This is a genomic window from Micromonospora sp. LZ37 (genome assembly GCF_059359015.1).
The window spans coordinates 59,081-79,285 of the sequence record NZ_JCADBL010000005.1; the positions used below are offsets into that span (position 1 = coordinate 59,081).

Genomic DNA, 20,205 nt, shown 5'->3' on the forward strand with positions numbered 1-20,205 from the left:
TGTCATTCTTGGTTGTATCAGGGATGATAGTGTCGAGGTGGGGTGTATGGACGGCTTCGTGGGGCGGACTCGGGAGTTGGCCCTGCTCGACGCGATGCTGGGAAAGGTCGCCCGCGGGGGCCGGGCCGGCCGGCCGGGGCGCGCCCTGCTGATGCGTGGACGACGCCGGGTCGGCAAGTCGCGGCTAATGGAGGAGTTCGTCGAGCGGGCCGGGGTGCCACACCTGTTCTTCACCGCGTCCGCGCAGCCCACCGTCGCCGCCGACCTCGCGCTGTTCGTCGAGGCCGCCGCCAGTTCCACCCTGCCCGGGGCGGACCTCTTCGCCGGTCAACGGCCGGCGACCTGGGACGCCGCGCTCACCCTGCTCTCCGCCGCGGTGCCGGCGGACCGGCCGAGCGTGGTCGTCCTCGACGAACTGCCGTACCTGATCGCCACGGATTCCGGTTTCGAGGGCACGCTGCAGAAGGTCTTCGACCGGGAGCTGTCCCGGCTGCCGGTGCTGCTGGTCTGCGTCGGATCGGACCTCGCCATGATGGAGGCGTTGAACGACTACGGGCGGCCGTTCCACCAGCGCGCCACCGAGATGGTGGTTCCGCCGCTCAGCCCGGCGGACGTCCGCGACATGCTGGGCCTTCCGGCGGCCGACGCCTTCGACGCGTACCTGGTCTCCGGCGGTCTGCCGCTGATCCTGGACGAGTGGCCCGCCGGCGCCTCGCTGACCGGCTACCTCGCCGACGCGGTCACCGACCCGACCTCCGCCCTGCTGGTCAGCGCGGAGCGGGCGTTGGCGGCGGAGTTTCCGCCGCAGTCCCAGGCGGCGCTGGTGCTGCGCGCCATCGGCTCGGGGGAGCGGACGTTCTCCCTCATCGCCCGGGCCGCCGGGGACCTGCCGCAGGCGTCCCTCAACCGGGCGCTGCGCCTGCTGACGCAGAAGCGCGTCGTGGAGGTGGCGAGCCCGCTCTCGACCCGGCCGTCCCGAGAGACGCGGTACAGCGTCACCGACCCGTACCTCCGCTTCTGGCTGGCGTTCCTCGGACCGCATCTGCCGGAGATCGAGCGCGGGCGGGGGGACCTCACCCTGGCTCGGATCACCAGGTCATGGACGTCCTGGCGGGGACGGGCGGTGGAACCGGTGGTGCGGGAGTCGCTGCGCCGGCTGCCCGCGGGCCACCTGCCGGAGGACACCGCGGTGGTGGGCGGCTACTGGACCCGTACCAATGATCCGGAGATCGACCTGGTCGGCGCGGACCGGGAACCGGTGGCCCGGCGGATCACCTTCGTCGGCTCGGTGAAGTGGCTGGAGAGCCGTCCCTTCGACGCGCACGACCTGGGACGGCTGGTGGTGCACCGGTCCCGGCTGCCCGGCACCGACGAGCACGTCGAGCTGGTCGCCGTCTCGCGGAGCGGGACGGTGGTGGAGGGGGTGCGGGTGCTGTCCCCGGAGGACCTTCTCACCGCGTGGCGGGATTGAACTTTCGCCCGGTGCGGGCCGTACCACTGGCTGAGGATGCGCTGCGGCGATCAGCCGCGACGCTGCCGAACTGCGGGAGGCCTGCCGTGCGAGTTGGTGAGCAGTCGACGGATCCCATCGATCAGATTCTGGGCGAGGTGCCAATGCCGGCGCCGCTGACGCCCGAGGACGTCCGGCTCGCGGTCCGGGCGGTGGTGGTGCACGCGGCGGAGGAGTGGCCGAACGGGCCGCTGTGTCGCAACGACGGCGCCTCGTACCCCTGCCGGTTGCACCGCTGGGGGCGGCGGGTGCTGGAGACGCACGGGCTCAACGAGCGCCAGATCGAGGCACTGATCCGGCACGGCAACCCGTTCGTGCACGTGCCGTTCCCGTTCCCCTACACCTCGGGCGCCGCGCGCACCGACCGTTCCGCCGCCGTGTCGCCGCGCGGCCAGGCCGGTCGGGTCGTCGCCCCGGGAATGCGGCCCGCCATCCGGCCCGGCGGGCCCGGCCGGCCGGTGGCGCCCCCCGCCACCGCGCCGCGTTGGCCCCGGGCGAGCTGAGCGGAGGTACGACCGCCGGCTCGGCCGGGTGCCACGACGCCGGCCCGGCCCGAGGGATCGGATCCCCCGGGCCGGGCCGGCGTCGACGCGTCCCGGCTCAGTCGCCGGCGCCGACCCCGCAGTCGGGTGCGGACCAGCTGGTCCGGTTCGCCGTCCGGTCGTCGTTGTTCTCCCGCCGCGAGTCCACGTGGACGTGGCTGTCGTGGTCCGGGTAGCCGGGGCCGTAGATGCCGCTGAACCCGTGGTTGCGCGCGGCGCGGGCGACCTGGCACAGCGACCTGTCCCGGGAGGTCAGGTCCGCGGCGTTGCCGTAGAGGTGCTGGCTGTCGGACGCGCCGCCGACCCGGCGATTGCAGTCGCTGCTTCGGAAGCCGCTGGTGACGTAGAGCGGCCGGTCGCCGAGGCTGTGGCGCAGCGCCTCCAGCTTCCACATGGTGCGCAGCGCGTTCTCCCTCGTCCGGTCGGCCGACAGTGGGCCCCCGCTCCACCCGCTCCGGCCGCAGTTGTCGTCCATCTCGCGGTAGCTGAAGTGCGCCGGCGTGCAGTCGTTGTCCTGCAACTGGTAGATCTTGTCGAAGGTCTGCCGCCCGGCGACGCCGTCGCTGCGCAGCCCGTACGCCGACTGGAAGCGCCGGAGGGCGGCGGCGGTCTCCGGACCGAACCGTCCGTCGACGCGGACGACCCCGCCGGCGCCGGCCCAGCCAGCGACGCGGATCTGCAGTTGGCGGACGTCCTCGCCGGAGCGCCCCTGGTAGAGGGTGCGCTGCCACGTGTAGCAGCCGTCGGCCTGGGCCGCTGGCGCGGCGACCACCGTGGCGATCGCGGCCCCCGGCAACGCCAGGGCGAACGCGACGACCACCCGTTTGAAGGCGTTCATGCGCACAGAAGTCCTCCGATAGGAGAGCGATTAGGGTGAGATCAGGACATCGACCAGGGCGTCCTGCGGTCTCCACCCTGACAGTTTCCGGGCGGGTTCGTGGCGACTAATGAGAATTGTCCTCACAATCGCGTGTCCCTGGGCATTGCCTGTGAATTACGGTGTGTTGCGATACGGCCATTCGCGGCGAGAGGGCGCAGCGCGGAACGGGACGGACGACGGACGCGAAGTGACCCGAACCGCCTGATCCGCCCACCGAGGGTGACGTCGGTTCGTGACCCGGGCCCGGTAACGTCTGCCCCGGCGGGTGACGGGGAGGTGGACGTTGGCGCGCGGTGGCGTCTTCTGCGTCGAGGGGCAGTGGCATCGGGACCTCAACGAGCGCAGCTCCGTCCTGCCCACCCTCGAACTGCTGGAACGGGCGGGCCGGATCCGGTTCATCCACAAGGACGCCGCCGCCCGGGACGAGCTGTTCTACTTCGTCGACCGGTGGCTGCTCAAGCAGTACGCCGACTACCGGGTCGGATTCTTCGCCATGCACGGCGAACCGAACCGGCTCTGCCTCACCGACTGGGACTCGGTGGAGCTGGCGGACGTGGCCGAGCGGATGGCCGGCCGGTGCGAGGGGCGGCGGCTCTACTTCGGCAGCTGCTCGGTGCTGCGCGCCCCCGACGCCGCGCTGCGCGAGTTCCTCGACGTGACCGGGGCGGCGCTGATCTGCGGCTTCACCCGCGACGTGGACTGGGTCGAGTCGGCGGCCTTCGAGACGGTGCTGCTCGACGTGCTCGCCAACGGGCACCGGCACAACGCGGCCGAGCTGCGGATGGGCTCCGCGCACTGGGCGCCGCTCGCCGCGTACCTCGGGTTCCGGGTGATCTACGCCAACGGCCGGGCCTGGCGGCCGACGGCCCGCCACCGGGTCCCCGCCCAGGCCGCCCCCGGCCGGGTCGCGGGCCGTTCCCACTGAGGCCCACCGCCTGACGGCCTGGTAGAACCGGGGGATGGCACGGACCATCGCGCGCAACACCCGGGTCGACCGGGACGCCCTGATCGACTTCCTCCGCCCCCGGCACAAGGTCGTGCTGATGACGACCCGCTCCGACGGCCGCCCGCAGTCCTCCCCGGTCGCCTGCGGCGTCGACGCCGAGGGTCGGCTGGTGATCTCCACCTACCCGGAGCGGGCCAAGGTGGCCAACATCCGCCGGGACCCGCGGGTCTCCGCCTGCGTGCTCTCCGACGACTGGGACGGCCCGTGGGTGCAGGTCGACGGGGTGGCCGAGGTGCTCGACCTGCCGGAGGCGGTGGAGCCGCTGGTGGAGTACTTCCGCAGCATCTCCGGCGAGCACCCGGACTGGGACGAGTACCGGCGGGCCATGGTGGCCCAGGGCAAGTCGCTGATCCGGGTCACCATCGACTCCTGGGGCCCGATCGCCACCGGCGGTTTCCCGGCCCGGCTGGCCGACTGACCCGCCCCGCCGGGGTCAGTACGCGGCGGTGAAGCGCATGTTCTCGAAGCGCGGGTTCTCGATCTCGTCGACGATCGCCACCGCCAGGTCCTCGTAGCTGAGCACCGCCCGGCCCTCGTCGTCGGTGACCGGGTGCTCGGTGCCGGTGCGGTAGCGCCCGGTCCGCTCACCCGGGTGGAACTCCACCGGGGGCGGGGAGAGGTACGTCCAGGTCAGCCCGTCGGCCGAGGAGCGGTAGAGGGCCAGCGCGTCGGCCTGGCCGAGCGCGGCGTCCCGGTACCGCTCCGGGAAGTCCGGCTCGTCGAGGAACGGGGTGCCGCCCGGCGTGAGCAGGGTGGCCCCGCCCCCGACGTGGATGATCCGGGGCGGGTTCGGCACGTCCCGCAGCACGGTGATCAGGTTCTCCGCCGCGTTGCGCCAGAGCGCCCGCTCGCCGCCGCCGATCGTCACCACCATCACGTCCGCCTCCGGGGCCAGCTCGGCGACGCTCTGCGGGGAGGTCGCGTCCCCGGTCACCACCTTCACCCCGGCCGGCAGCCAGGTGACCGACTCCGGGCGGCGGACCGCCGCGGTGACCCGGTGCCCCCGCCCGACCGCCTCGCCGACGATCCGCGAGCCCGCGGTGCCCCCGGCGCCGTACACCACGACGTTGCTCATGCCGGCACTCCGCCGCGCTCCGTGCCGCCATGAGGCACCACCGCGCTGAGCCTGACGATTTGCTCGCTGCGCTCGCTCATGCCGTCCAGGCTATGGACCGGCCCCGCCGCCCGTCGGCGGAACGCCTCAGTCGATCAGCGCGGAGTAGACCAGCTGGCGCAGCTGCGAGCGCAGCGGGTAGGTGCTCGACGGCATCAGCTGGGTGAAGAGCAGCGCGGTGATCTCCTCCACCGGGTCCACCCAGAACGCGGTGCTGGCCAGGCCACCCCAGTAGTACTCGCCGACGCTGCTGGGCACCCGCGCCGGCACCGGGTCCTGCACCACCGCGAAGCCCAGGCCGAAGCCGATGCCGTCCAGCACCGTCTCGGCGAAGCCCTCCGGCTCGAACGAGGCCAGGTCGCCCCCGCCCGGCAGGTGGTTGCGGGTCATGTAGCGCACGGTGCGCGGCGCCAGCAGTCGTACGCCGGCCAGCTCGCCGCCGCGCAGCAGCATCTGGGTGAACCGGTGGTAGTCGGCGGCGGTGGAGACCAGCCCACCTCCGCCGGAGAGGCAGTCGGGGCGGGTCAGCGCGAAGGCGCCGATCCGGTCGGCGCGGACCGCCTGGCCGGTGGCCGGGTGCGGGGTGTAGAGCGCGGCGAGCCGCTTGGCGTCATGCTCCTCGACCCACCAGCGGGTGTCGGTCATGCCCAGCGGGGCGAGGATCCGCTCGGTGAAGAAGCTGTCGAGGCTCTGCCCGGAGACCACCTCGACCAGCCGGCCCAGCACGTCGGTGGAGACGCCGTAGTTCCAGCCGGTGCCGGGCTGGAACATCAGCGGCAGCCGGGCCATCCCGGCGCAGGCGCCGGCCAGGTCCAGTCCGGGCGGCACGCCCAGGTCGTAGCCGGCGGCCCGGTAGAGGGCGTCGACCACGGAGGTCTGCGCGAAGCCGTAGGTCAGGCCGGAGGTGTGGGTGAGCAGGTGCCAGACCCGGATCGGCTCGACCGCCGGCACCGTGTACGGCTTGAGCGCGGAACCCTTGTCGAAGACCCGGACGTCGGCGAACTCCGGCAGCCAGGGGCTGATCGGGTCGTTCAGCTCGAAGCGCCCCTCCTCCCACAGCATCATCGCCGCGACGGAGGTGATCGGCTTGGTCATCGAGTAGATCCGCCAGAGCGTGTCCCGCTCCACCGGCGCGCCGGCCTCGACGTCGCGCATGCCGTAGGTGGCGGAGTGCGCGATCTCGCCGCGGCGGGTGACCACCACCTGCCAGCCGGCGAGGTGCCCGTCGTCGACGTAGCGTCCGAAGTGTTCGTCGATGCGCGCGAGCCGCGCGGGGTCGAAGCCGATCAGGTCCGGGTCGGTGCTGCGTGCCACGCTCACCCCGCCGAACCTACTAGCCGGTACTCCACCGGCGGAAGGGCGGAGCGCCACCGTCGGTGGTCGCCAATAGTGTGGGGCGATGCCGGAGACCATCGAGGACACCACGTTCCGCCACGACGACTGGTACGCCGAGGAGCTGGTCGACCGGCACTTCGTCCGCTGCGCCTTCCAGCACGTCGACCTCACCGAGGCGGTGAGCCGGGGCGCGTCCTTCACGGAGTGCTCGTTCGGAAACGTGGCCTTCAACGCCTCCCGGCACGTCGACTCAGCCTTCACCCGGTGCGCGTTCCGGCGGTGCAATCTCTTCGAGGCCGAGTTCGTCGGCTGCAAGCTGGTGGGCAGCACGTTCGAGCAGTGCGACCTGCGTCCGCTGCGGGTGACCGGTGGGGACTGGTCCTTCGTCGCGCTGCCCGGCGCCGACCTGCGCGGGGTGAGCTTCAGCGGGGTGCGGATGCGGGAGGTGGAGCTGACCGGGGCCAACCTGACCGGCGCGACCGTGACCGAGGTGGATCTCTCCGGCGCGCAGTTGGCCGGGGTCCGGTTCACCGGAGCCGACCTGCGGGGCAGCGACCTGACCGCGCTGGACCCGACGACGGTCGAGCGGGCCGGGGCGATGATCGACGCGGTGCAGGCGGTGGTGCTGGCCCGGGCGCTCGGCTTCGAGGTCCGCTGACCGGGGCCGTTGCGGGGCCCGGTTCCGCCCTCCATCCTGGCCACGCCGATCTTTGCGAAGATGTTGCGGCGCTGCGGGTGATCATCGATCACCGGCAGGATGGTTTCCATTGCTACCACGAAGTAACAGTCTGGAAAAGCGCAGCGCCTCACATATGGCGCAGGACGCGCGGCGGATGAAAACGTGGGGCGGGCTCGCGTCGCGATACGTACCTGCCGGGCGGTCGGCGAACGTCGAGCGGGGGGAGCGGAGAAGAGTGACCCAGGACGAGCGGGGCCGGCCGGGCGGCCGGGCGGCCACCACCGGGGCACCCGGGTCCGAGCGGAGCCGCAGCGCCATGCGCCGGATCGCCCGCAGCCGGCGGCGCCGCCGCTCGGCGGTGGAGGCGCTGACCGCCGCTGCCTGTCTCGCCGCCCTGATCGCGTACCTCGGCACCGATCCCGGGCCCGAACCGCGCGAGGGTGCGGTGCTGCCGGCCGGCGCGCCCACGGCCGCCGGGCGACCCCCCGGTGCGGGCGAGCCCGCCGGGGCCGGCGTCGCCTCACCCGGGCTGCGGCCCCGGCAGCGACCGCCGTCGCCCACGCCGACGCCATCGACCCCCACGCCACCGTCTGCCAGCCCGCAGCCGGTCACGCCGGAGCTCACCGTCAGCCGGGCCGACGTGTCGCCCAAGGTGGACCTGAGCACGGTCGGCGCCCGCGACTGGGTGCACTGGGGGCTGACCGGTCCCGGCTCGCTGGTCCGCAAGCGAGGCGGCTCGGGGGAGATCCGGGACCAGGGCGGCCGGGGCGCGCGCGAGGGCTTCGACGCCAACCCCGAGTACGTCGGCTGGCGGGACGGCACGCCCACCACCGCGGTCGACTCCACCGCGACCGGGGTCACCACCTGCGGCGACGGCAACGGCTTCGCCCTCTCGGTGGCCGGCAGCGGTGAGCTGCGCACCGTCCACCTCTACGCCGGGCTGTGGATGTCCCGGAGCCGGCTGGACGTGCGCCTCTCCGGCGGCGGCCCGGCCCGGACGCTGCGGTTGGAGGATCCGCACACCAGCCACACCGTCCAGTTCGTCATCCGGTACCGGGCGCCGAAGGGCACCCGCCTGCTCATCGACTGGACCGTCGAGCAGACCTTCGGCGGCTGCGGCAACGTCGGCCTCCAGGCCGCCGCGCTGCGCTGACCGGATCGTCGGGTGACCGGCCCGGCACGGGGGTAGCGTGGGCGCGACGGCGGCCACGAGCGGCAGGAGGCAGGCGATGTCGACCAGTGAGCAGGTGTTGGACAGTCCCCAGGCCTGGGTGGCCGACCACATCCGACGGTACGTCGAGACCGACGGCGCCCAGGGGCACGAGTGGCGGCCGGGCGTCTTCACGCTGCTGCTGACGACCCGCGGGCGCAAGAGCGGCAAGCTGCGCCGCACCGCGCTGATCTACGGCCGCGACGGCGACGCCTACCTGGTGGTCGGCTCGCAGGGCGGCGCCCCACAGCATCCGGCCTGGTACCTGAACCTGCTCGCTGACCCCGAGGTCGAGGTGCAGGTGGGCGCGGAGACGTTTACCGCTCGGGCGCGCACCGCCGGGCCGGAGGAGAAGCCGCGGATGTGGCGGACGATGGTCGACATCTGGCCGGCGTACGACGAGTACCAGACGAAGACCGACCGGGAGCTCCCGGTGGTGGTGCTGGAGCGGGTCTGACCGGGTGGGTGAGCGATAGACGTCGGCCGGTCCGACCCGGCAGACTTCTCCCCAGCGGCCCGGACCGCCGGGTCGAGGCGACCACGGGGAGGACCGGTGCCCGCTTTCGCGCTGGCGCACCTGCGCACGCCACAGATCAACGACGACGTCCTGGAGTACATCGAGCGGATCCAGTCCACCCTGGATCCCTACCAGGGGCGGTTCCGGGTGCACGGGGCCGACGTGGAGGTCCTCGAGGGTGACTTCCCGGGCACCGTGGTGATCATCGAGTTCCCGGACGTGGAGCGGGCCCGCGCCTGGTACGCCTCCCCGGCGTACCGGGAGATCCTCCCGCTGCGCCTGCGGCACATCGAGGGCTCCGCGATCATCGTGCCGGGAGTCGGGCCGGACTACGACGCCGCCCGCACGGCGGCCCAGCGGCGCGCGGCGACCGCCGCCGGCTGACCGGGTCACCCGGCCGGCTGGTCGCCGTGCTCGGCCCCCCGACCAGCCGGCGGGCCGGCCCGGACCACCGCCGGTGACGGGGCCCCGCGCGCGGGGCCCCGGACCGGTCAGCAGACGATCGGCTTCACCCAGGAGCACTCCCGGCCCTCGGGCGTCCGCGGCGACTCCGGCGCCACCGGCGGCGCCACCCGCGCCGTGGTCACCGCCTTCGTCGTGTACGACGCCAGCGCGATGGCGATCTGGTCCTCCAGCCCCTTCACCGACGAGGCGAGATGGTTGTTCAGCACGACGGAGAAGGCCAGCACCCGGCCGTCGGCGTCGGTGACGTAGCCGGAGAGACCGGAGACCCCGGTCAGGCTGCCCGTCTTGGCGCGCACGTTGTTCGCCGCCGGGGTGCCCCGCATCCGGCTGCGCAGCGTGCCGCCGACGAAGCGGTCGCTGTTGCCGGCGACCGGCAGGGCCGCGTACCAGGTGTCGAACCAGGGCTCGGCGCGGACGGCGGCGAGCAGGCCGACGAACTGGGCCGGCGGGACGAGGTTGCGCCGGGAGAGTCCGGAGCCGTCCCGCTGTCGCAGGGTGCTGGTGTCCATGCCGGTGTCGGCGACGTACTCGCTGATCGCGGTGAGCCCCGCCGGCCAGGTGCCGGAGCCGGAGATGACCCGGCCGATCTCCTTGGTCAGCACCTCGGCGTGGCCGTTGTTGGAGAGCTTCAGGAAGGGCACCATCAGCTCGGCGAGGGTCATCGAGTCGTGCCGGGCGACGGCCGCCGCGCTCTCCGGCGTGGCCCGGCCGAGCACCGTGCGCCCCAGCACCCGGACCCCGTGCCGACGCAGCGCCGTACGGAAGATGTCGGCGGCGTAGCCGGTCGGCTCCCAGACCGTCATCCAGTCGCTGGTGGGGGTGTCGTCGACGACGATCCGGCCGGTGACCACCACCGTGTTGGTGCCGTGCTCCCGCTCGAACGAGATCGTCGTCTCGCCCTCGGCGACCGTCTCGGCGCGGTTGTCGATGCGGACGTACCCGTTGGGCGGGGTCATGGTGACCACCGGCGGCAGGCCGGCGGTGCGGGCCGGGGCGGCCCGCACGATGACGTTGCCGGCGTCGTAGTCGGTGTCCGGCGCGACGGTCAGCGCCGAGACCTGCGCGGCGTAGTAGTAGGACTCGTCGTCCCAGGTCCAGTCCGGCCCGAGCCGGGTGCGGTCGTACCGGGTGTCGTCGGCGACCAGGTTGCCGGTGACCACCCGTACGCCGTCGGCCGCCACCCGGGCGGCGAGCGCGTCGTAGTCGGCGGCGAGCATCGTCGGGTCGCCGCCCCCGCGCAGGTAGAGGTTGCCGGAGACCAGGCCGGCGCGGCGGGTGCCGTCGGTGCTCACGTCGGTGGTGAACCGGTGCCCCGGGCCGAGCAGTTCCAGCGCCGCGGTCGAGGTGAGCAGCTTGGTGTTGGAGGCGGGTACCAGCCGGCGGTCGCCGTTGCGGTCGTAGAGGGTCTCGCCGGTGCCGGTGTCCACCACGACCACCCCGGCCTGCGCGCCGGTGAGGCGGGCGTCGGCGAGGATCGCGTCGATCGTGGCGTGCAGTCGGGTGGCGGCCGGGGTCGGGGACTCGGCGGTGGCGGGAGGCGCGCCGGCAGCGGCCGCGGTGGCGCCGAGCACCACCAGCGCGAGCGTCCTGGTAAAGAGACGACGATGCATGTGCTGACGCTGCCACGGAGATTTCCGCCAGGCAACCCCTTGCGCCGAAGGTTTTTTACCTAGTCCGTGCGGGGCGCCTCCGGCCCGTCCCGGTGGCGCGGGCCGCGCCGGGCCGGCCTCCGCGCCCGGGCGTCGTCCATGCGCTCAGGGTAAGGAGGGTCAGGTCGCTGAGGAGCGAAAACGTGAAGCAGTCCCGGGCGGCCGACACATTCTGCTCTATTTGACGGGGGCCCGGAGAGCGGGCACCGTGGGTCGTGAGGGGCGCTGGGACGTGCCCCGGATCGCCGGGCGATGACCGATTCGCCGTCAGGTGCGCGCTCTTCCGACCGTCGCGCGACGTCCCGATCCCGAGAGAACGAGAGGTTCGCCATGCTGAAAATGACCGACAACGCCGTGCTCGTGATCCGCGATCTGGCCAACCAGCAGGACGTCGCCGAGGACGGCGGGCTGCGCATCGCCGCCGACGCGGAGGCCGGATCGCTCACCATCGAGCTGGTCCCCGAGCCGGTGCAGGGCGACCAGGTGGTCGACAACCAGGGCGCCCGGATCTTCCTCGACGCCGACGCCGCCGAGCTGCTCAACGACACCTCCGTCGACGCGACCGTCGACGACGAGGGCGTGGTGCAGTTCGGGTTCACCGAGAAGGAGTGACTCAGCCGGCCCGCCGGGTCTCGCCGCCCCGGAACGGCCGGCCGGAACGCCCGCGTTCGTCCTCGCCCCGCCACGGCCCGGGGCGCTGGTCCCGGGCCGGGCGGGTCAACGCCTCCAGCACGTGCGCCAGGTGGTGGGAGGTGCTCCACGCCGTCCAGTTCGACGGCGAACCGGCGCCGGCCCCGCGACGGGCCCGGCGCAACAGCTCGTGGTCGCCCCAGGAGAAGCCCGCCCCGGCCGTCGGCCAGTGCGGGGCGGCCACCAGCGTCCGGCACAGGTCGGCGACCCGCTCGTCGCCCCGCCCGCCCCGCCGCGACCAGCGGTAGACCCACCAGGCGCCGTCGGTGGTGTAGCGGACGGTGGGCAGCCGGTCGGCCGGCCCGTCGCCGGCGGACAGCGCGGGGGCGACGCCGTAGTCGCCGTACCCGACGCCGAGCTCGGCGAGGCGCTGCCAGAGCAGCCAGTCCCACCGGTCCAGGCGCACCGGCTCGTCGACGGGGAGCCGGGACAGCGTCGGGGGCATCCCGCCGGACGCCACGGTCACCGACCGCCAGGAGTGCCGGCGGCCCCAGTCCACCAGCCGCCGCACCCGTGGCCCGGCCACCCGCAGGTCGGCCGGGCAGCACACGTCCCCCGCGTCGATGAGCAGGTCGCACTGCTCCGGCACCAGCCGGGCGTGGCGCCAGATCCGTTCGACGGCGGCGGTGGTGGCATCCGGGCCCGCGCGGTCCTGCCCGGCCCGCAACCGCACCACCGCGCGCCGGGCGTACGCCTGCGCCGCGACCCCGTGCGCGACCAGCCGCCGGTCGCTCTCGGCGAGGCCGATCACCGGCACCACCGGTACGCCCCAGCGGACCAGTTCGGTCTCCGGCGCGTCCGGCAGGGCGGAGACGTCGACGGCCGGCACCATCCCGGCGGGCAGCCGGCCGAGGAGGTCGAGCAGGCAGGCGTCGACCGTGGCACATTCGAGGACCGGAGCGAGCAGCCCAGCGGCGGTGCTGTCGAGGTGGCCCAACGCCTCCAGCTCGCCCCGCCGGGCGACGAGGATGGGGCGGTAGACCGGTTCCGCCGTTCGGCCCCCGTGGGCGGGCACCATACTTCAATCTAGCGGGGCATCGGTCACCGCCACAGGGACGAACGGCCGAAACGCGAAACCCGTTGCGTACCCGGAGCCCCACCACTGGCCGCGCCGGTGCCGGGTCCAGGTGTTTGCCCAGGTCAGGCGCATGGTGTGTCGGCTAGTGGACAGCCTGCCGAGTGGTTGCCGGCCCGGTGGACGGCATAGTTTCGACAGCAGGTGACGGTCGACGACCGTCGATCGTCCGCACCGCCTCATCGCTGCCGGTCCCGCCGGCCAGCATCGGAGGAGCACCATGTCCAGCACCAGCTCGCGCCGGCGGCCGGGCACCCAGCCCGCCCCCGGCAGGGACGACCTCACCCTGGCCGACGCTCAGCTCTCCACCTGCCGGCCCGCCGGTCTGCCCAGCTCCGCCCGGGCGCTCTACGCCGTGGTCGACGCCGACGGGACCCTGGCCCGCGGGCTCGGGGCGACCTCTGCCACCTGGCTCGCCACCGGGATGTACCAGGTGATCTTCGACCAGGACGTCACCGTCGGCGGCTACGTCGGCACCATCGGCCTGGCCGGCAGCGCCGGGGTCGCGCCGAACGGCTGGCTCGCCGTGGTGGGGCGCACCGGCATCCCGAACGGGGTCTTCGTGAAGACGTACGCCGCCGACGGCAGCGCCGCCGACCGGCCCTTCCACCTGGCGGTGCTGGCCTGACCGCCGGCCGGTGCCCATACGGGCGCACGGCGCCGCACGACCCTCGGGTCGTCCGTCGCCGCGCTCCGGCCGTCTCCCACCACCGCAGCCATCGGGCAGTACGCCAGCGGGGACCTGGCTCGACCGGCGTCCTCGCCGGTCGTTGGGTCGATGCCCGTTCCGATGGGGGCCAAACCTGGCGCGCGTGGGGAATTCCACCATCTGCGAGTCTCGGCGTGAGCCGGGCCCGCGCCGGGTATGAGCGCGCCATGGAGCATTTCACGATCGCGACCGTCGCCCAGAAGAGCCCGGACTTCCGCCGGGTGCTGTGGACCGGCGAGAAGACCCAGCTGGTGATCATGACTATCCCGCCGGGCGGCGAGATCGGTGAGGAGGTCCACGAGGGGATCGACCAGATCCTGACCTTCGTCAGCGGCACCGGCGAGGCCCGGGTCGCGGGGGAGACGAAGGAGGTCGTCCAGGGCGACCTGGTGGTCGTACCGGCCGGGACGAAGCACAACTTCGTCAACACCGGGCCGAACCCGCTGGTCCTCTACACCGTCTACGGCCCGCCCGAGCACGCCGACCAGGTGGTGCACCGGACCAAGGAGGAGGCCGACGCCGCGGAGGCGGCCGGCGAGGACGAGCCGCCCACCTCCTGACGCTCCGGTCGCCGGCGAATCCCGGCCTGAATCCACCCGCTCCGGGTACCCGGAGCGGGTGGAACAGCCGGCGATCTCCGACTACGGGTTCCTCTCCGACTGCCGCTCCGGCGCGCTGGTCGGCAGGGACGGCTCGGTCGACTGGTGGTGCCCGGACCGCTTCGACTCGCCCTCGGTCTTCGGCCGGGTGGTCGACCCGGCCGCCGGGCACTGGCGCCTGGCGCCGCTGGCCCCGGCCCGGGTGGAGCGGGCGTACCGGCGGGACACCCTGGTGCTGCGCAGCGTGCACCACACGCCGGAGGGGAGCGTCGCCGTCACCGACGCGCTCGCCGCCGAGCTGGGCGCCCGCGGCCACCAGCTGGGCATGAACTCCCCGGCGGTGCTGCTGCGGGTGGTCGAGGGGCTCAGCGGCCGGGTCCGGATGCGGCTGGACTTCGCGCCCCGACCCGAGTACGGCCTGCTCACCCCGTACCTGCACGAGCAGTCCGGCGGCGCGGTGCTGGCCGCCGCCGGGCCGGTCGCGCTGACCCTGCGCGGCACCGGGCTGACCCTGCGGCCCGACGGCGGGAGCCGGGTCCGGCACGACTTCGAGGTGAGCGCCGGCCAGACCATCGGCTTCGACCTGGCGTACGGGGCGGTGCACGGGGCGCCGCCGGCGCGGCTGGACCCGGTGATCGCGCTCGACGAGACGACGCGGGCCTGGGAGGCGTACCGGGAGACCCACCACTACGACGGCCGGTACCCCGAGCAGGTCCGGCACAGCGCCACCGTGCTCACCGGCCTGACGTACGCCCGCAGCGGCGCGGTCGCCGCCGCGCTGACCACCTCGCTGCCGGAGCGGTGCGGCGGCGACCGCAACTACGACTACCGCTACTCCTGGCTGCGCGACTTCGCGATGACGATGCGCGCGTTCTGGGTGGCCGCCTGCCCGGCCGAGGCCGACCGGCTCTTCGCCTGGGCGGCCCGGTCGATCGGCCGGATCGGCGACGCCCCGGTCCCGGTGCTCTTCGGCTTGGAGGGGGAGCGGGACATCTCCGAGCACGAGCTGGACCACCTGGGCGGCTACGCGGGCAGCCGGCCGGTGCGGCTCGGCAACGACGCGTGGCGGCAGCGCCAGCTCGACGTGCCCGGCGAGGTGCTCTCGGCGGTCTGGCGGCTGCACGACTACCTGGGCGACACCTTCGAGGAGGAGCTGCGGGAGATGGTCGTCGGGCTGGCCGAGCAGGTCGCCGCGACCTGGCGGCTGCCGGACCAGGGAATGTGGGAGACCCGCGAGGCCGAGCGGCACTACCTGTCGTCCAAGGTGCTCTGCTGGTTGGCGATGGACCGGGCGGTGGAGCTGGCGCCCCGGCTGGGCGGCCGGGCCGACCCGCGCCGGTGGGCGGCGATCCGCGACGAGATCCGGGCGACCGTGCTGCGGGAGGGCTGGAACGAGCGGATCGGCGCGTACACCGGTGCGTTCGGGTCGGCCGAGCTGGACGCCTCGGCGCTCTTCCTGCCGTTGTTGGGCTTCCTGCCGGCCACCGACCCGCGGATGCGCGCCACCATCGAGGCGGTGGAGCGGGAGCTCTGCACCGACCACGGGTTGGTGCGGCGCTGGAGCACCGACCCGGCCGGCTTCCTGCTGTGCTCGTTCTGGCTGGTGGAGTGCCTGGTGCTGGCGGGAGAGCCGGAGCGGGCCGTTCGGCTCTTCGAGCAGGTGCTGGGGTACGCCAACGACGTCGGCCTCCTCGCCGAGCAGGTGGACCTGGTCACCGGCCGGCAGCTGGGCAACACCCCGCAGGCGCTCTCCCACATCGGGCTGATCAACGCGGCGTGGCGGCTCACCGAGCCGGGGCACGACTGAGCGCCGCGCCGCCGCCGGGTCAGAGCACGGGTACGCCGGAGACGTCCACGGTCTCCGGGTACTTCAGCCCCGCTCCGGTGTTCAACACCACCACCCGCTCGCCGGCCCGGATCCAACCGCCGGCGCGCAGGTGCCGGGCGGCGGTCAGGCAGGCCGCCCCCTCCGGGCAGAGCAGCAGTCCTTCCCGGGCGGCGAAGTCCCGCAGGTCGGTCAGGATCTCCGCGTCGTCCACGGCCAGCGCCGTCCCGCTGCTCTCCCGCAGCGCCGACAGGATCAGCTCGTCGCCGAGCGGGGCCGGCACGGTGATGCCGAAGGCGATGGTGTGCGCGTCCGCCCACGGCCGCGCCCGCTCCTCGCCGGCGGCGAACGCCCGCACGATCGGGGCGCAGCCGGTGGACTGCACCGCCACCAGCCGGGGCAGCTTGTCCCCGATCCAGCCCAACTCCCGCAGCTCGTGCATCGCCTTGTGGATGCCGATCAGCCCCACCCCGCCACCGGTCGGGTAGATGACCACATCGGGCACCAGCCAGCCGAGCTGCTCGGCGATCTCGTACCCCATGGTCTTCTTGCCCTCCAGCCGGTACGGCTCGCGCAGCGTGCCGGCGTCGAAGACCGCGCCGCCGGAGCCGGCGACCAGCTCCGCCACCCACTTGCCGGCGTCGCTGATCAACCCGTCCACCATGCGCAGGTCCGCCCCGGCGGCGAGGCACTCCCGGCGGCAGATGGTCGGCGCGTCCAGCGGCATGACGATGGTCGCGTCCAGGCCGGCCCGGGCCGCGTACGTCGCCCAGGCCGCGCCCGCGTTGCCGTTGGTCGGCATGGCGATCCGCTCGACGCCCAGCTCCCGGGCCCGGCTCACGCCGACCGCCGCGCCGCGCGCCTTGAACGACCCGGTCGGGGTCAGCCCCTCGTCCTTGACCAGCAGGTCCGGGATGCCGATCTCGTGGCCGTACGCCGGGGCGCGCAGCAGCGGCGTCCAGCCCTCGCCCAACGTGGTGACGTGCCGCTCGTCGGCCACCGGCAGCACCTCCCGGTAGCGCCACAGGTCGGCCGGGCGCAGGCCGAACCGCTCCGGGGTCACCGCCTTCGCCACCGCCGCCAGGTCGTAGCGGGCCAGCAGCGGCGACCCGCACCCGCAGAGGTTGGCCGGCTGGCCGGCGTCGTGTTCCCGTCCGCAGCGTGGGCACTGGAGGTGGGTCAGGTACACGATGCTCCTCGCCGTCAGGTCGCGTCGATGCTCAGCCAGCGCCGGCTGCGTCGACCCGGCTCGTAGACCGAGTCCAGCCGCTTCGCTACCACCCCGGGCAGCCCCTGCCCCCGGGCGGCTTCCAGCGCCTCGGCTCCGGTGCCGGGGAACCACGGCGGAGTCTGCCAGTGCGGACCGGTCGGCGCCAGACCGTCGAGCAGCTCCCGGCGCTGCGCGTACGGCACGTCGACGCTGCTCACGCCCTCCAGCCAGAGCAGGTCGACGAGGAGGAACTGGGAGTCCGGGGCGGCCCGGCCGCCGCGCGCCGGACGCACCCGCCCGGCCCGGTCGATCCGGACCAGCACCCCGTCGAGCACCGCCTCGACGGGCGCGAGGGTCTCGGCCAGCTCCCGCAGCCACGGGTACGCCCCGGTGATTTCCCCGCCGTCGGCGTCCAGCAGCCGCAGCCGGCCGCCGGAGACGTACGCCATCGCCCGGACCCCGTCCCAGCGCAGCTCGTATCCCCAGGCGGCCTGGTCCCGGGGCAGCTTCGCGGCGGGGGTGGGGCGCATCGGCGCGACCAGCTCCGGCATGGGGGTCCAGCCGGGCGGCGGCGGGTCGGTGCGGCGGACCATCCAGTCCTTGCCACCGGTGGCGAAGAGCACGTACCGGCCCCGGGTCCGCTCCCCGGCCAGCACCACGACCACCTCGTCGTCCTGCCACTTCTCGCACTGGTAGGTGCCCCGGTCGTGGATGGTCATCCGGCCGCCGCCGTACTCGCCGGCGGGGATCTCGCCGTGGAAGTCGAGGTACTCCATTGGATGGTCCTCGGTGTGCACGGCGAGGTGGTTGCGTCCGCTGTCCCGGGGCAGTCCACGCGGCACCGCCCAGGAGGCCAGCACCCCCTCGTGCTCCAGCCGCAGGTCCCAGTGCAGGCTCCGGGCGTGGTGCTGCTGGATGACGAACCGGGCCTGCCCGGCCTTCCTCGGCCGGCGCGGGGGCCGCGGCGGCACCGGCTCCGGGGTGCGGGCCGCATCCCGCTTGCGCCGGTACTCCTCCAACGGGTCCGCCACACCCGCATTCTCCGGCAATCCGCCCCGACCCGCCGGTTGCCCGGTTCTGGGGCATGTCGCCGGGGATCACGGGTAGAACCGGCGGTATGGAGAACGCTGACCACCCCGCCGCACTGCTTCCCGGGGACGTGCGGATGCCGCTGCTCGGCTTCGGCACCTGGCAGGCCAGCGGCCAGGCCGGGTACGACGCCGTGCTGGCCGCCCTCGACGCCGGCTACCGGCACATCGACACCGCCACGATGTACGGCAACGAGGAGGAGGTGGGCCGGGCGGTCGCGGAGAGCGGCCTGCGTCGGGAGGACGTCTTCATCACCACCAAGCTGCCGCCGGACCGGGTGGGGCGGGAGCGGGAGACGATCGAGGCGAGCCTGCGGGCCCTCGGCACCGACCACGTCGACCTCTGGCTGATCCACTGGCCGCCCTCCTCGCCGTCGGACAGCATCCCGATGTGGCGGGAGCTGCTCGCCGCCCGCGACGCGGGCCTCACCCGGGCGGTCGGGGTGAGCAACTACGGCACCGCGCTGATCGACGAGCTGATCCAGGCCACCGAGGAGAGCCCGGCGGTCAACCAGATCCGGTGGAGCCCCTCGCTGTACGACCGGCGGCGGCACGTCGAACACCGGGACCGGGGTGTCGTGCTGGAGGGGTACAGCCCCTTCAAGACCAGCGACCTGACCGACCCGGTGCTGGGCCGGGTCGCCGCCGCGCACGACGTCTCCCCGGCCCAGGTGGTGCTCCGCTGGCACATCGACCACGAGACCGTGGTGATCCCCAAGTCGGTCACCCCGGACCGGATCCGCGCCAACTTCGACATCTGGCACTTCTCGCTGACCATGGAGGAGATGCGCGACATCGACGCCCTCGGCAACACCTGACCGCAGGTTTCCTTCAGTCGCGATATCGGGATTGAAGGGTATCGACATAGACGCTCGTGACGATGTAACGTGCCGTCACCCATCGTCGTCGATCCCTGGTGGACCCGCCGCACCGAAGGAGCGCCATGGCCACGTCCCGCACCACCCGTCTGCGGCGCCGAGGCGTCCTCGGCATCCCGGCCCTGCTGGCCGCCGCGCTGACCACCGTCGCCGCCCGGCCCGCCCCCGCGGCCGCCGCGCCCCGCGTCGAGTGCCTCGCCGACCTGCTCAAGAGCTCCTGATGGCGACCATTCCCTGGCTGGTCGACGTGCTCCGGGCCGCGGGCGTGCAGGTCGTCGTCGAGGGTGACTGGCTCAACCGGATGCGCCCCGGCGACTTCAACCCCATCGGTGTGCTCTGGCACCACACGGCGGCCACCTCCAGCGCCACCAACCCGCACCCGGCGTTGAACATCTGCATCAACGGCCGGTCCGACCTGCCCGGCCCGCTCTGCCAGGCCCTCGTCGACTACCACGGCGTCTTCCACGTCATCTCCGCCGGCCGGTGCAACCACGCGGGCGTCAGCGGCGGCAGCGGACCGATCCCGACCGGCGACGGCAACACCCTGATGATCGGGTGGGAGATCGACTACAACGGGGTCAACCAGGAGATGACCACGGCGCAGTACAACGCGTCGATCGCCGCCACCGCCGCCGTGCTCACGCGACTGGGCCGGGACGCCAGCCACGCCCGGGGGCACCGGGAGACCAGCACCAGCGGCAAGATCGACCCGTCCTTCATCGACCTGAACGTGATGCGCGCCGACGTCGCCGCGAAGATGGCCGGCGGGACGACGTGGAGCGCGGTGGTGGACAACGCCACCGCCGGCCGCTTCACCGCCAGCGCCAACTGGGGCGTCTCCTCGTTCTCCGGGCAGCGTTACGGCGCCGACTACCGCTACGCGGACCCGGTGGCGGCCAGCGACGCCGCCTGGTACCGGTTCAACGTCCCGGCGACCGCGGACTACCGGGTGGAGGCGTGGTGGCCGGCGAACTCCGGCTACAACAGCGCGACCCCGTACATCGTCGCCACCACCACCGGGCACCGGACGGTCTACGTCGACCAGCGGGCCACCGGCGCGCAGTGGCGCACCCTGGGCACCTTCACGCTGCCGGCGGGGGACGCCAACCGGGTGGCGGTCAGCCGGTGGAGCTCCGCCGCCGGCCTGGTCATCGCCGACGCCGTCCGGCTCACCCGGATCTGACCGGACGGGAGCGGGGCGCGGCCTTGCGGGCCGCGCCCCGC

The 20,205-nt window shown here is 73.7% G+C and carries 22 protein-coding genes; 15 read left to right on the plus strand and 7 right to left on the minus strand.

Going from position 1 to position 20,205, the window contains the following annotated elements:
* Window positions 1-46 precede the first annotated feature (46 nt).
* The gene (locus AC5L3Z_RS12760) at window positions 47-1,471 is read left to right on the plus strand and encodes an ATP-binding protein (protein ID WP_494841754.1); all 1,425 of its coding nucleotides are present in this window, start codon (window positions 47-49) and stop codon (window positions 1,469-1,471) included.
* A gap of 143 nt (window positions 1,472-1,614) precedes the next feature.
* A complete protein-coding gene (locus tag AC5L3Z_RS12765) occupies window positions 1,615-2,013 on the plus strand; it encodes a hypothetical protein (RefSeq protein ID WP_494841755.1) in 399 nt (132 codons plus the stop codon).
* A 97-nt stretch (window positions 2,014-2,110) separates the two neighbouring features.
* Here the strand turns inward: AC5L3Z_RS12765 and AC5L3Z_RS12770 are convergent, their stop codons facing one another.
* Entirely contained in the window at window positions 2,111-2,896 is a 786-nt protein-coding gene (locus AC5L3Z_RS12770; protein WP_494841756.1) for a D-Ala-D-Ala carboxypeptidase family metallohydrolase, read from the minus strand.
* Window positions 2,897-3,215: 319 nt separating this feature from the next.
* On the opposite strand from AC5L3Z_RS12770, the gene AC5L3Z_RS12775 reads away from it, so the two are divergent.
* A complete protein-coding gene (locus AC5L3Z_RS12775) occupies window positions 3,216-3,857 on the plus strand; it encodes a DUF6642 family protein (protein WP_494841757.1) in 642 nt (213 codons plus the stop codon).
* Window positions 3,858-3,891: 34 nt separating this feature from the next.
* Window positions 3,892-4,356, plus strand: a complete 465-nt coding sequence (locus AC5L3Z_RS12780) for a PPOX class F420-dependent oxidoreductase (protein WP_494841758.1) — start codon at window positions 3,892-3,894, stop codon at window positions 4,354-4,356.
* A gap of 15 nt (window positions 4,357-4,371) precedes the next feature.
* Here the strand turns inward: AC5L3Z_RS12780 and AC5L3Z_RS12785 are convergent, their stop codons facing one another.
* Both AC5L3Z_RS12785 and AC5L3Z_RS12790 read right to left on the minus strand, forming a co-directional pair.
* The gene (locus AC5L3Z_RS12785) at window positions 4,372-5,013 is read right to left on the minus strand and encodes an NAD(P)-dependent oxidoreductase (RefSeq protein WP_494841759.1); all 642 of its coding nucleotides are present in this window, start codon (window positions 5,011-5,013) and stop codon (window positions 4,372-4,374) included.
* 126 nt (window positions 5,014-5,139) lie between these two features.
* Window positions 5,140-6,372 carry a serine hydrolase domain-containing protein gene (locus AC5L3Z_RS12790; RefSeq protein WP_494841760.1) on the minus strand — a complete coding sequence of 411 codons (1,233 nt, stop codon included), beginning with the start codon at window positions 6,370-6,372 and terminating at the stop codon, window positions 5,140-5,142.
* Window positions 6,373-6,451: 79 nt separating this feature from the next.
* On the opposite strand from AC5L3Z_RS12790, the gene AC5L3Z_RS12795 reads away from it, so the two are divergent.
* From AC5L3Z_RS12795 to AC5L3Z_RS12810, 4 genes are all read left to right on the plus strand, one after another.
* Window positions 6,452-7,045, plus strand: coding sequence for a pentapeptide repeat-containing protein (locus AC5L3Z_RS12795; RefSeq protein WP_494841761.1), 594 nt, complete (start codon window positions 6,452-6,454; stop codon window positions 7,043-7,045).
* Window positions 7,046-7,301: 256 nt separating this feature from the next.
* Window positions 7,302-8,219, plus strand: coding sequence for a hypothetical protein (locus AC5L3Z_RS12800; RefSeq protein ID WP_494841762.1), 918 nt, complete (start codon window positions 7,302-7,304; stop codon window positions 8,217-8,219).
* 76 nt (window positions 8,220-8,295) lie between these two features.
* Complete coding sequence (locus AC5L3Z_RS12805; protein WP_494841763.1) at window positions 8,296-8,733, plus strand: nitroreductase family deazaflavin-dependent oxidoreductase; 438 nt, start codon at window positions 8,296-8,298, stop codon at window positions 8,731-8,733.
* A gap of 96 nt (window positions 8,734-8,829) precedes the next feature.
* Window positions 8,830-9,177, plus strand: a complete 348-nt coding sequence (locus tag AC5L3Z_RS12810) for a DUF1330 domain-containing protein (protein WP_494841764.1) — start codon at window positions 8,830-8,832, stop codon at window positions 9,175-9,177.
* Between the two features lie 107 nt (window positions 9,178-9,284).
* On the opposite strand, the gene dacB is transcribed toward AC5L3Z_RS12810, so the two are convergent.
* A complete protein-coding gene (gene dacB, locus AC5L3Z_RS12815; protein WP_494841765.1) occupies window positions 9,285-10,868 on the minus strand; it encodes a D-alanyl-D-alanine carboxypeptidase/D-alanyl-D-alanine endopeptidase in 1,584 nt (527 codons plus the stop codon).
* Between the two features lie 369 nt (window positions 10,869-11,237).
* Between dacB and AC5L3Z_RS12820 the strand changes: the two genes are divergently transcribed.
* A complete protein-coding gene (locus AC5L3Z_RS12820) occupies window positions 11,238-11,519 on the plus strand; it encodes an iron-sulfur cluster assembly accessory protein (RefSeq protein WP_334519361.1) in 282 nt (93 codons plus the stop codon).
* A 1-nt stretch (window position 11,520) separates the two neighbouring features.
* Here the strand turns inward: AC5L3Z_RS12820 and AC5L3Z_RS12825 are convergent, their stop codons facing one another.
* Window positions 11,521-12,615, minus strand: a complete 1,095-nt coding sequence (locus tag AC5L3Z_RS12825; protein WP_494841766.1) for a beta family protein — start codon at window positions 12,613-12,615, stop codon at window positions 11,521-11,523.
* A 277-nt stretch (window positions 12,616-12,892) separates the two neighbouring features.
* Here AC5L3Z_RS12825 and AC5L3Z_RS12830 point away from each other — a divergent pair, with 277 nt between their 5' ends.
* The 3 genes from AC5L3Z_RS12830 to AC5L3Z_RS12840 all read left to right on the plus strand — a co-directional run bounded on the left by AC5L3Z_RS12830 (window position 12,893) and on the right by AC5L3Z_RS12840 (window position 15,787).
* A complete protein-coding gene (locus tag AC5L3Z_RS12830) occupies window positions 12,893-13,300 on the plus strand; it encodes a hypothetical protein (RefSeq protein WP_494841767.1) in 408 nt (135 codons plus the stop codon).
* Between the two features lie 248 nt (window positions 13,301-13,548).
* The gene (locus AC5L3Z_RS12835; RefSeq protein WP_334519353.1) at window positions 13,549-13,941 is read left to right on the plus strand and encodes a cupin domain-containing protein; all 393 of its coding nucleotides are present in this window, start codon (window positions 13,549-13,551) and stop codon (window positions 13,939-13,941) included.
* Between the two features lie 58 nt (window positions 13,942-13,999).
* The gene (locus AC5L3Z_RS12840) at window positions 14,000-15,787 is read left to right on the plus strand and encodes a glycoside hydrolase family 15 protein (RefSeq protein ID WP_494841768.1); all 1,788 of its coding nucleotides are present in this window, start codon (window positions 14,000-14,002) and stop codon (window positions 15,785-15,787) included.
* A gap of 19 nt (window positions 15,788-15,806) precedes the next feature.
* Here AC5L3Z_RS12840 and AC5L3Z_RS12845 read toward each other — a convergent pair whose 3' ends face one another.
* The gene (locus tag AC5L3Z_RS12845; RefSeq protein WP_494841769.1) at window positions 15,807-16,994 is read right to left on the minus strand and encodes a threonine synthase; all 1,188 of its coding nucleotides are present in this window, start codon (window positions 16,992-16,994) and stop codon (window positions 15,807-15,809) included.
* Window positions 16,995-17,008: 14 nt separating this feature from the next.
* Complete coding sequence (locus tag AC5L3Z_RS12850) at window positions 17,009-18,046, minus strand: DNA polymerase ligase N-terminal domain-containing protein (RefSeq protein ID WP_494841770.1); 1,038 nt, start codon at window positions 18,044-18,046, stop codon at window positions 17,009-17,011.
* 86 nt (window positions 18,047-18,132) lie between these two features.
* Between AC5L3Z_RS12850 and AC5L3Z_RS12855 the strand changes: the two genes are divergently transcribed.
* The 3 genes from AC5L3Z_RS12855 to AC5L3Z_RS12865 all read left to right on the plus strand — a co-directional run bounded on the left by AC5L3Z_RS12855 (window position 18,133) and on the right by AC5L3Z_RS12865 (window position 20,164).
* Entirely contained in the window at window positions 18,133-18,921 is a 789-nt protein-coding gene (locus AC5L3Z_RS12855) for an aldo/keto reductase (protein WP_494841771.1), read from the plus strand.
* A 125-nt stretch (window positions 18,922-19,046) separates the two neighbouring features.
* Window positions 19,047-19,202 (plus strand): hypothetical protein, encoded by a 156-nt coding sequence (locus AC5L3Z_RS12860; protein ID WP_494841772.1) that lies wholly within the window; start codon window positions 19,047-19,049, stop codon window positions 19,200-19,202.
* Window positions 19,202-20,164, plus strand: coding sequence for a golvesin C-terminal-like domain-containing protein (locus AC5L3Z_RS12865; protein WP_494841773.1), 963 nt, complete (start codon window positions 19,202-19,204; stop codon window positions 20,162-20,164). Before AC5L3Z_RS12860 ends, AC5L3Z_RS12865 begins: the two co-directional genes overlap by 1 nt.
* The last annotated feature ends 41 nt before the right edge of the window (window positions 20,165-20,205 follow it).

What these genes read in the sequence shown, in the direction of transcription:
- AC5L3Z_RS12830 (WP_494841767.1), top strand. Translation starts at nt 12,893, where the DNA reads ATGTCCAGCACCAGCTCGCGCCGGCGGCCGGGCACCCAGCCCGCCCCC.
- AC5L3Z_RS12865 (WP_494841773.1), top strand. Translation starts at nt 19,202, where the DNA reads ATGGCGACCATTCCCTGGCTGGTCGACGTGCTCCGGGCCGCGGGCGTG.
- AC5L3Z_RS12860 (WP_494841772.1), top strand. Translation starts at nt 19,047, where the DNA reads ATGGCCACGTCCCGCACCACCCGTCTGCGGCGCCGAGGCGTCCTCGGC.
- AC5L3Z_RS12795 (WP_494841761.1), top strand. Translation starts at nt 6,452, where the DNA reads ATGCCGGAGACCATCGAGGACACCACGTTCCGCCACGACGACTGGTAC.
- AC5L3Z_RS12785 (WP_494841759.1), bottom strand. Translation starts at nt 5,013, where the DNA reads ATGAGCAACGTCGTGGTGTACGGCGCCGGGGGCACCGCGGGCTCGCGG.
- AC5L3Z_RS12805 (WP_494841763.1), top strand. Translation starts at nt 8,296, where the DNA reads ATGTCGACCAGTGAGCAGGTGTTGGACAGTCCCCAGGCCTGGGTGGCC.
- AC5L3Z_RS12835 (WP_334519353.1), top strand. Translation starts at nt 13,549, where the DNA reads ATGGAGCATTTCACGATCGCGACCGTCGCCCAGAAGAGCCCGGACTTC.
- AC5L3Z_RS12760 (WP_494841754.1), top strand. Translation starts at nt 47, where the DNA reads ATGGACGGCTTCGTGGGGCGGACTCGGGAGTTGGCCCTGCTCGACGCG.
- AC5L3Z_RS12855 (WP_494841771.1), top strand. Translation starts at nt 18,133, where the DNA reads ATGGAGAACGCTGACCACCCCGCCGCACTGCTTCCCGGGGACGTGCGG.
- dacB (WP_494841765.1), bottom strand. Translation starts at nt 10,868, where the DNA reads ATGCATCGTCGTCTCTTTACCAGGACGCTCGCGCTGGTGGTGCTCGGC.
- AC5L3Z_RS12825 (WP_494841766.1), bottom strand. Translation starts at nt 12,615, where the DNA reads ATGGTGCCCGCCCACGGGGGCCGAACGGCGGAACCGGTCTACCGCCCC.
- AC5L3Z_RS12765 (WP_494841755.1), top strand. Translation starts at nt 1,615, where the DNA reads ATGCCGGCGCCGCTGACGCCCGAGGACGTCCGGCTCGCGGTCCGGGCG.
- AC5L3Z_RS12780 (WP_494841758.1), top strand. Translation starts at nt 3,892, where the DNA reads ATGGCACGGACCATCGCGCGCAACACCCGGGTCGACCGGGACGCCCTG.
- AC5L3Z_RS12820 (WP_334519361.1), top strand. Translation starts at nt 11,238, where the DNA reads ATGCTGAAAATGACCGACAACGCCGTGCTCGTGATCCGCGATCTGGCC.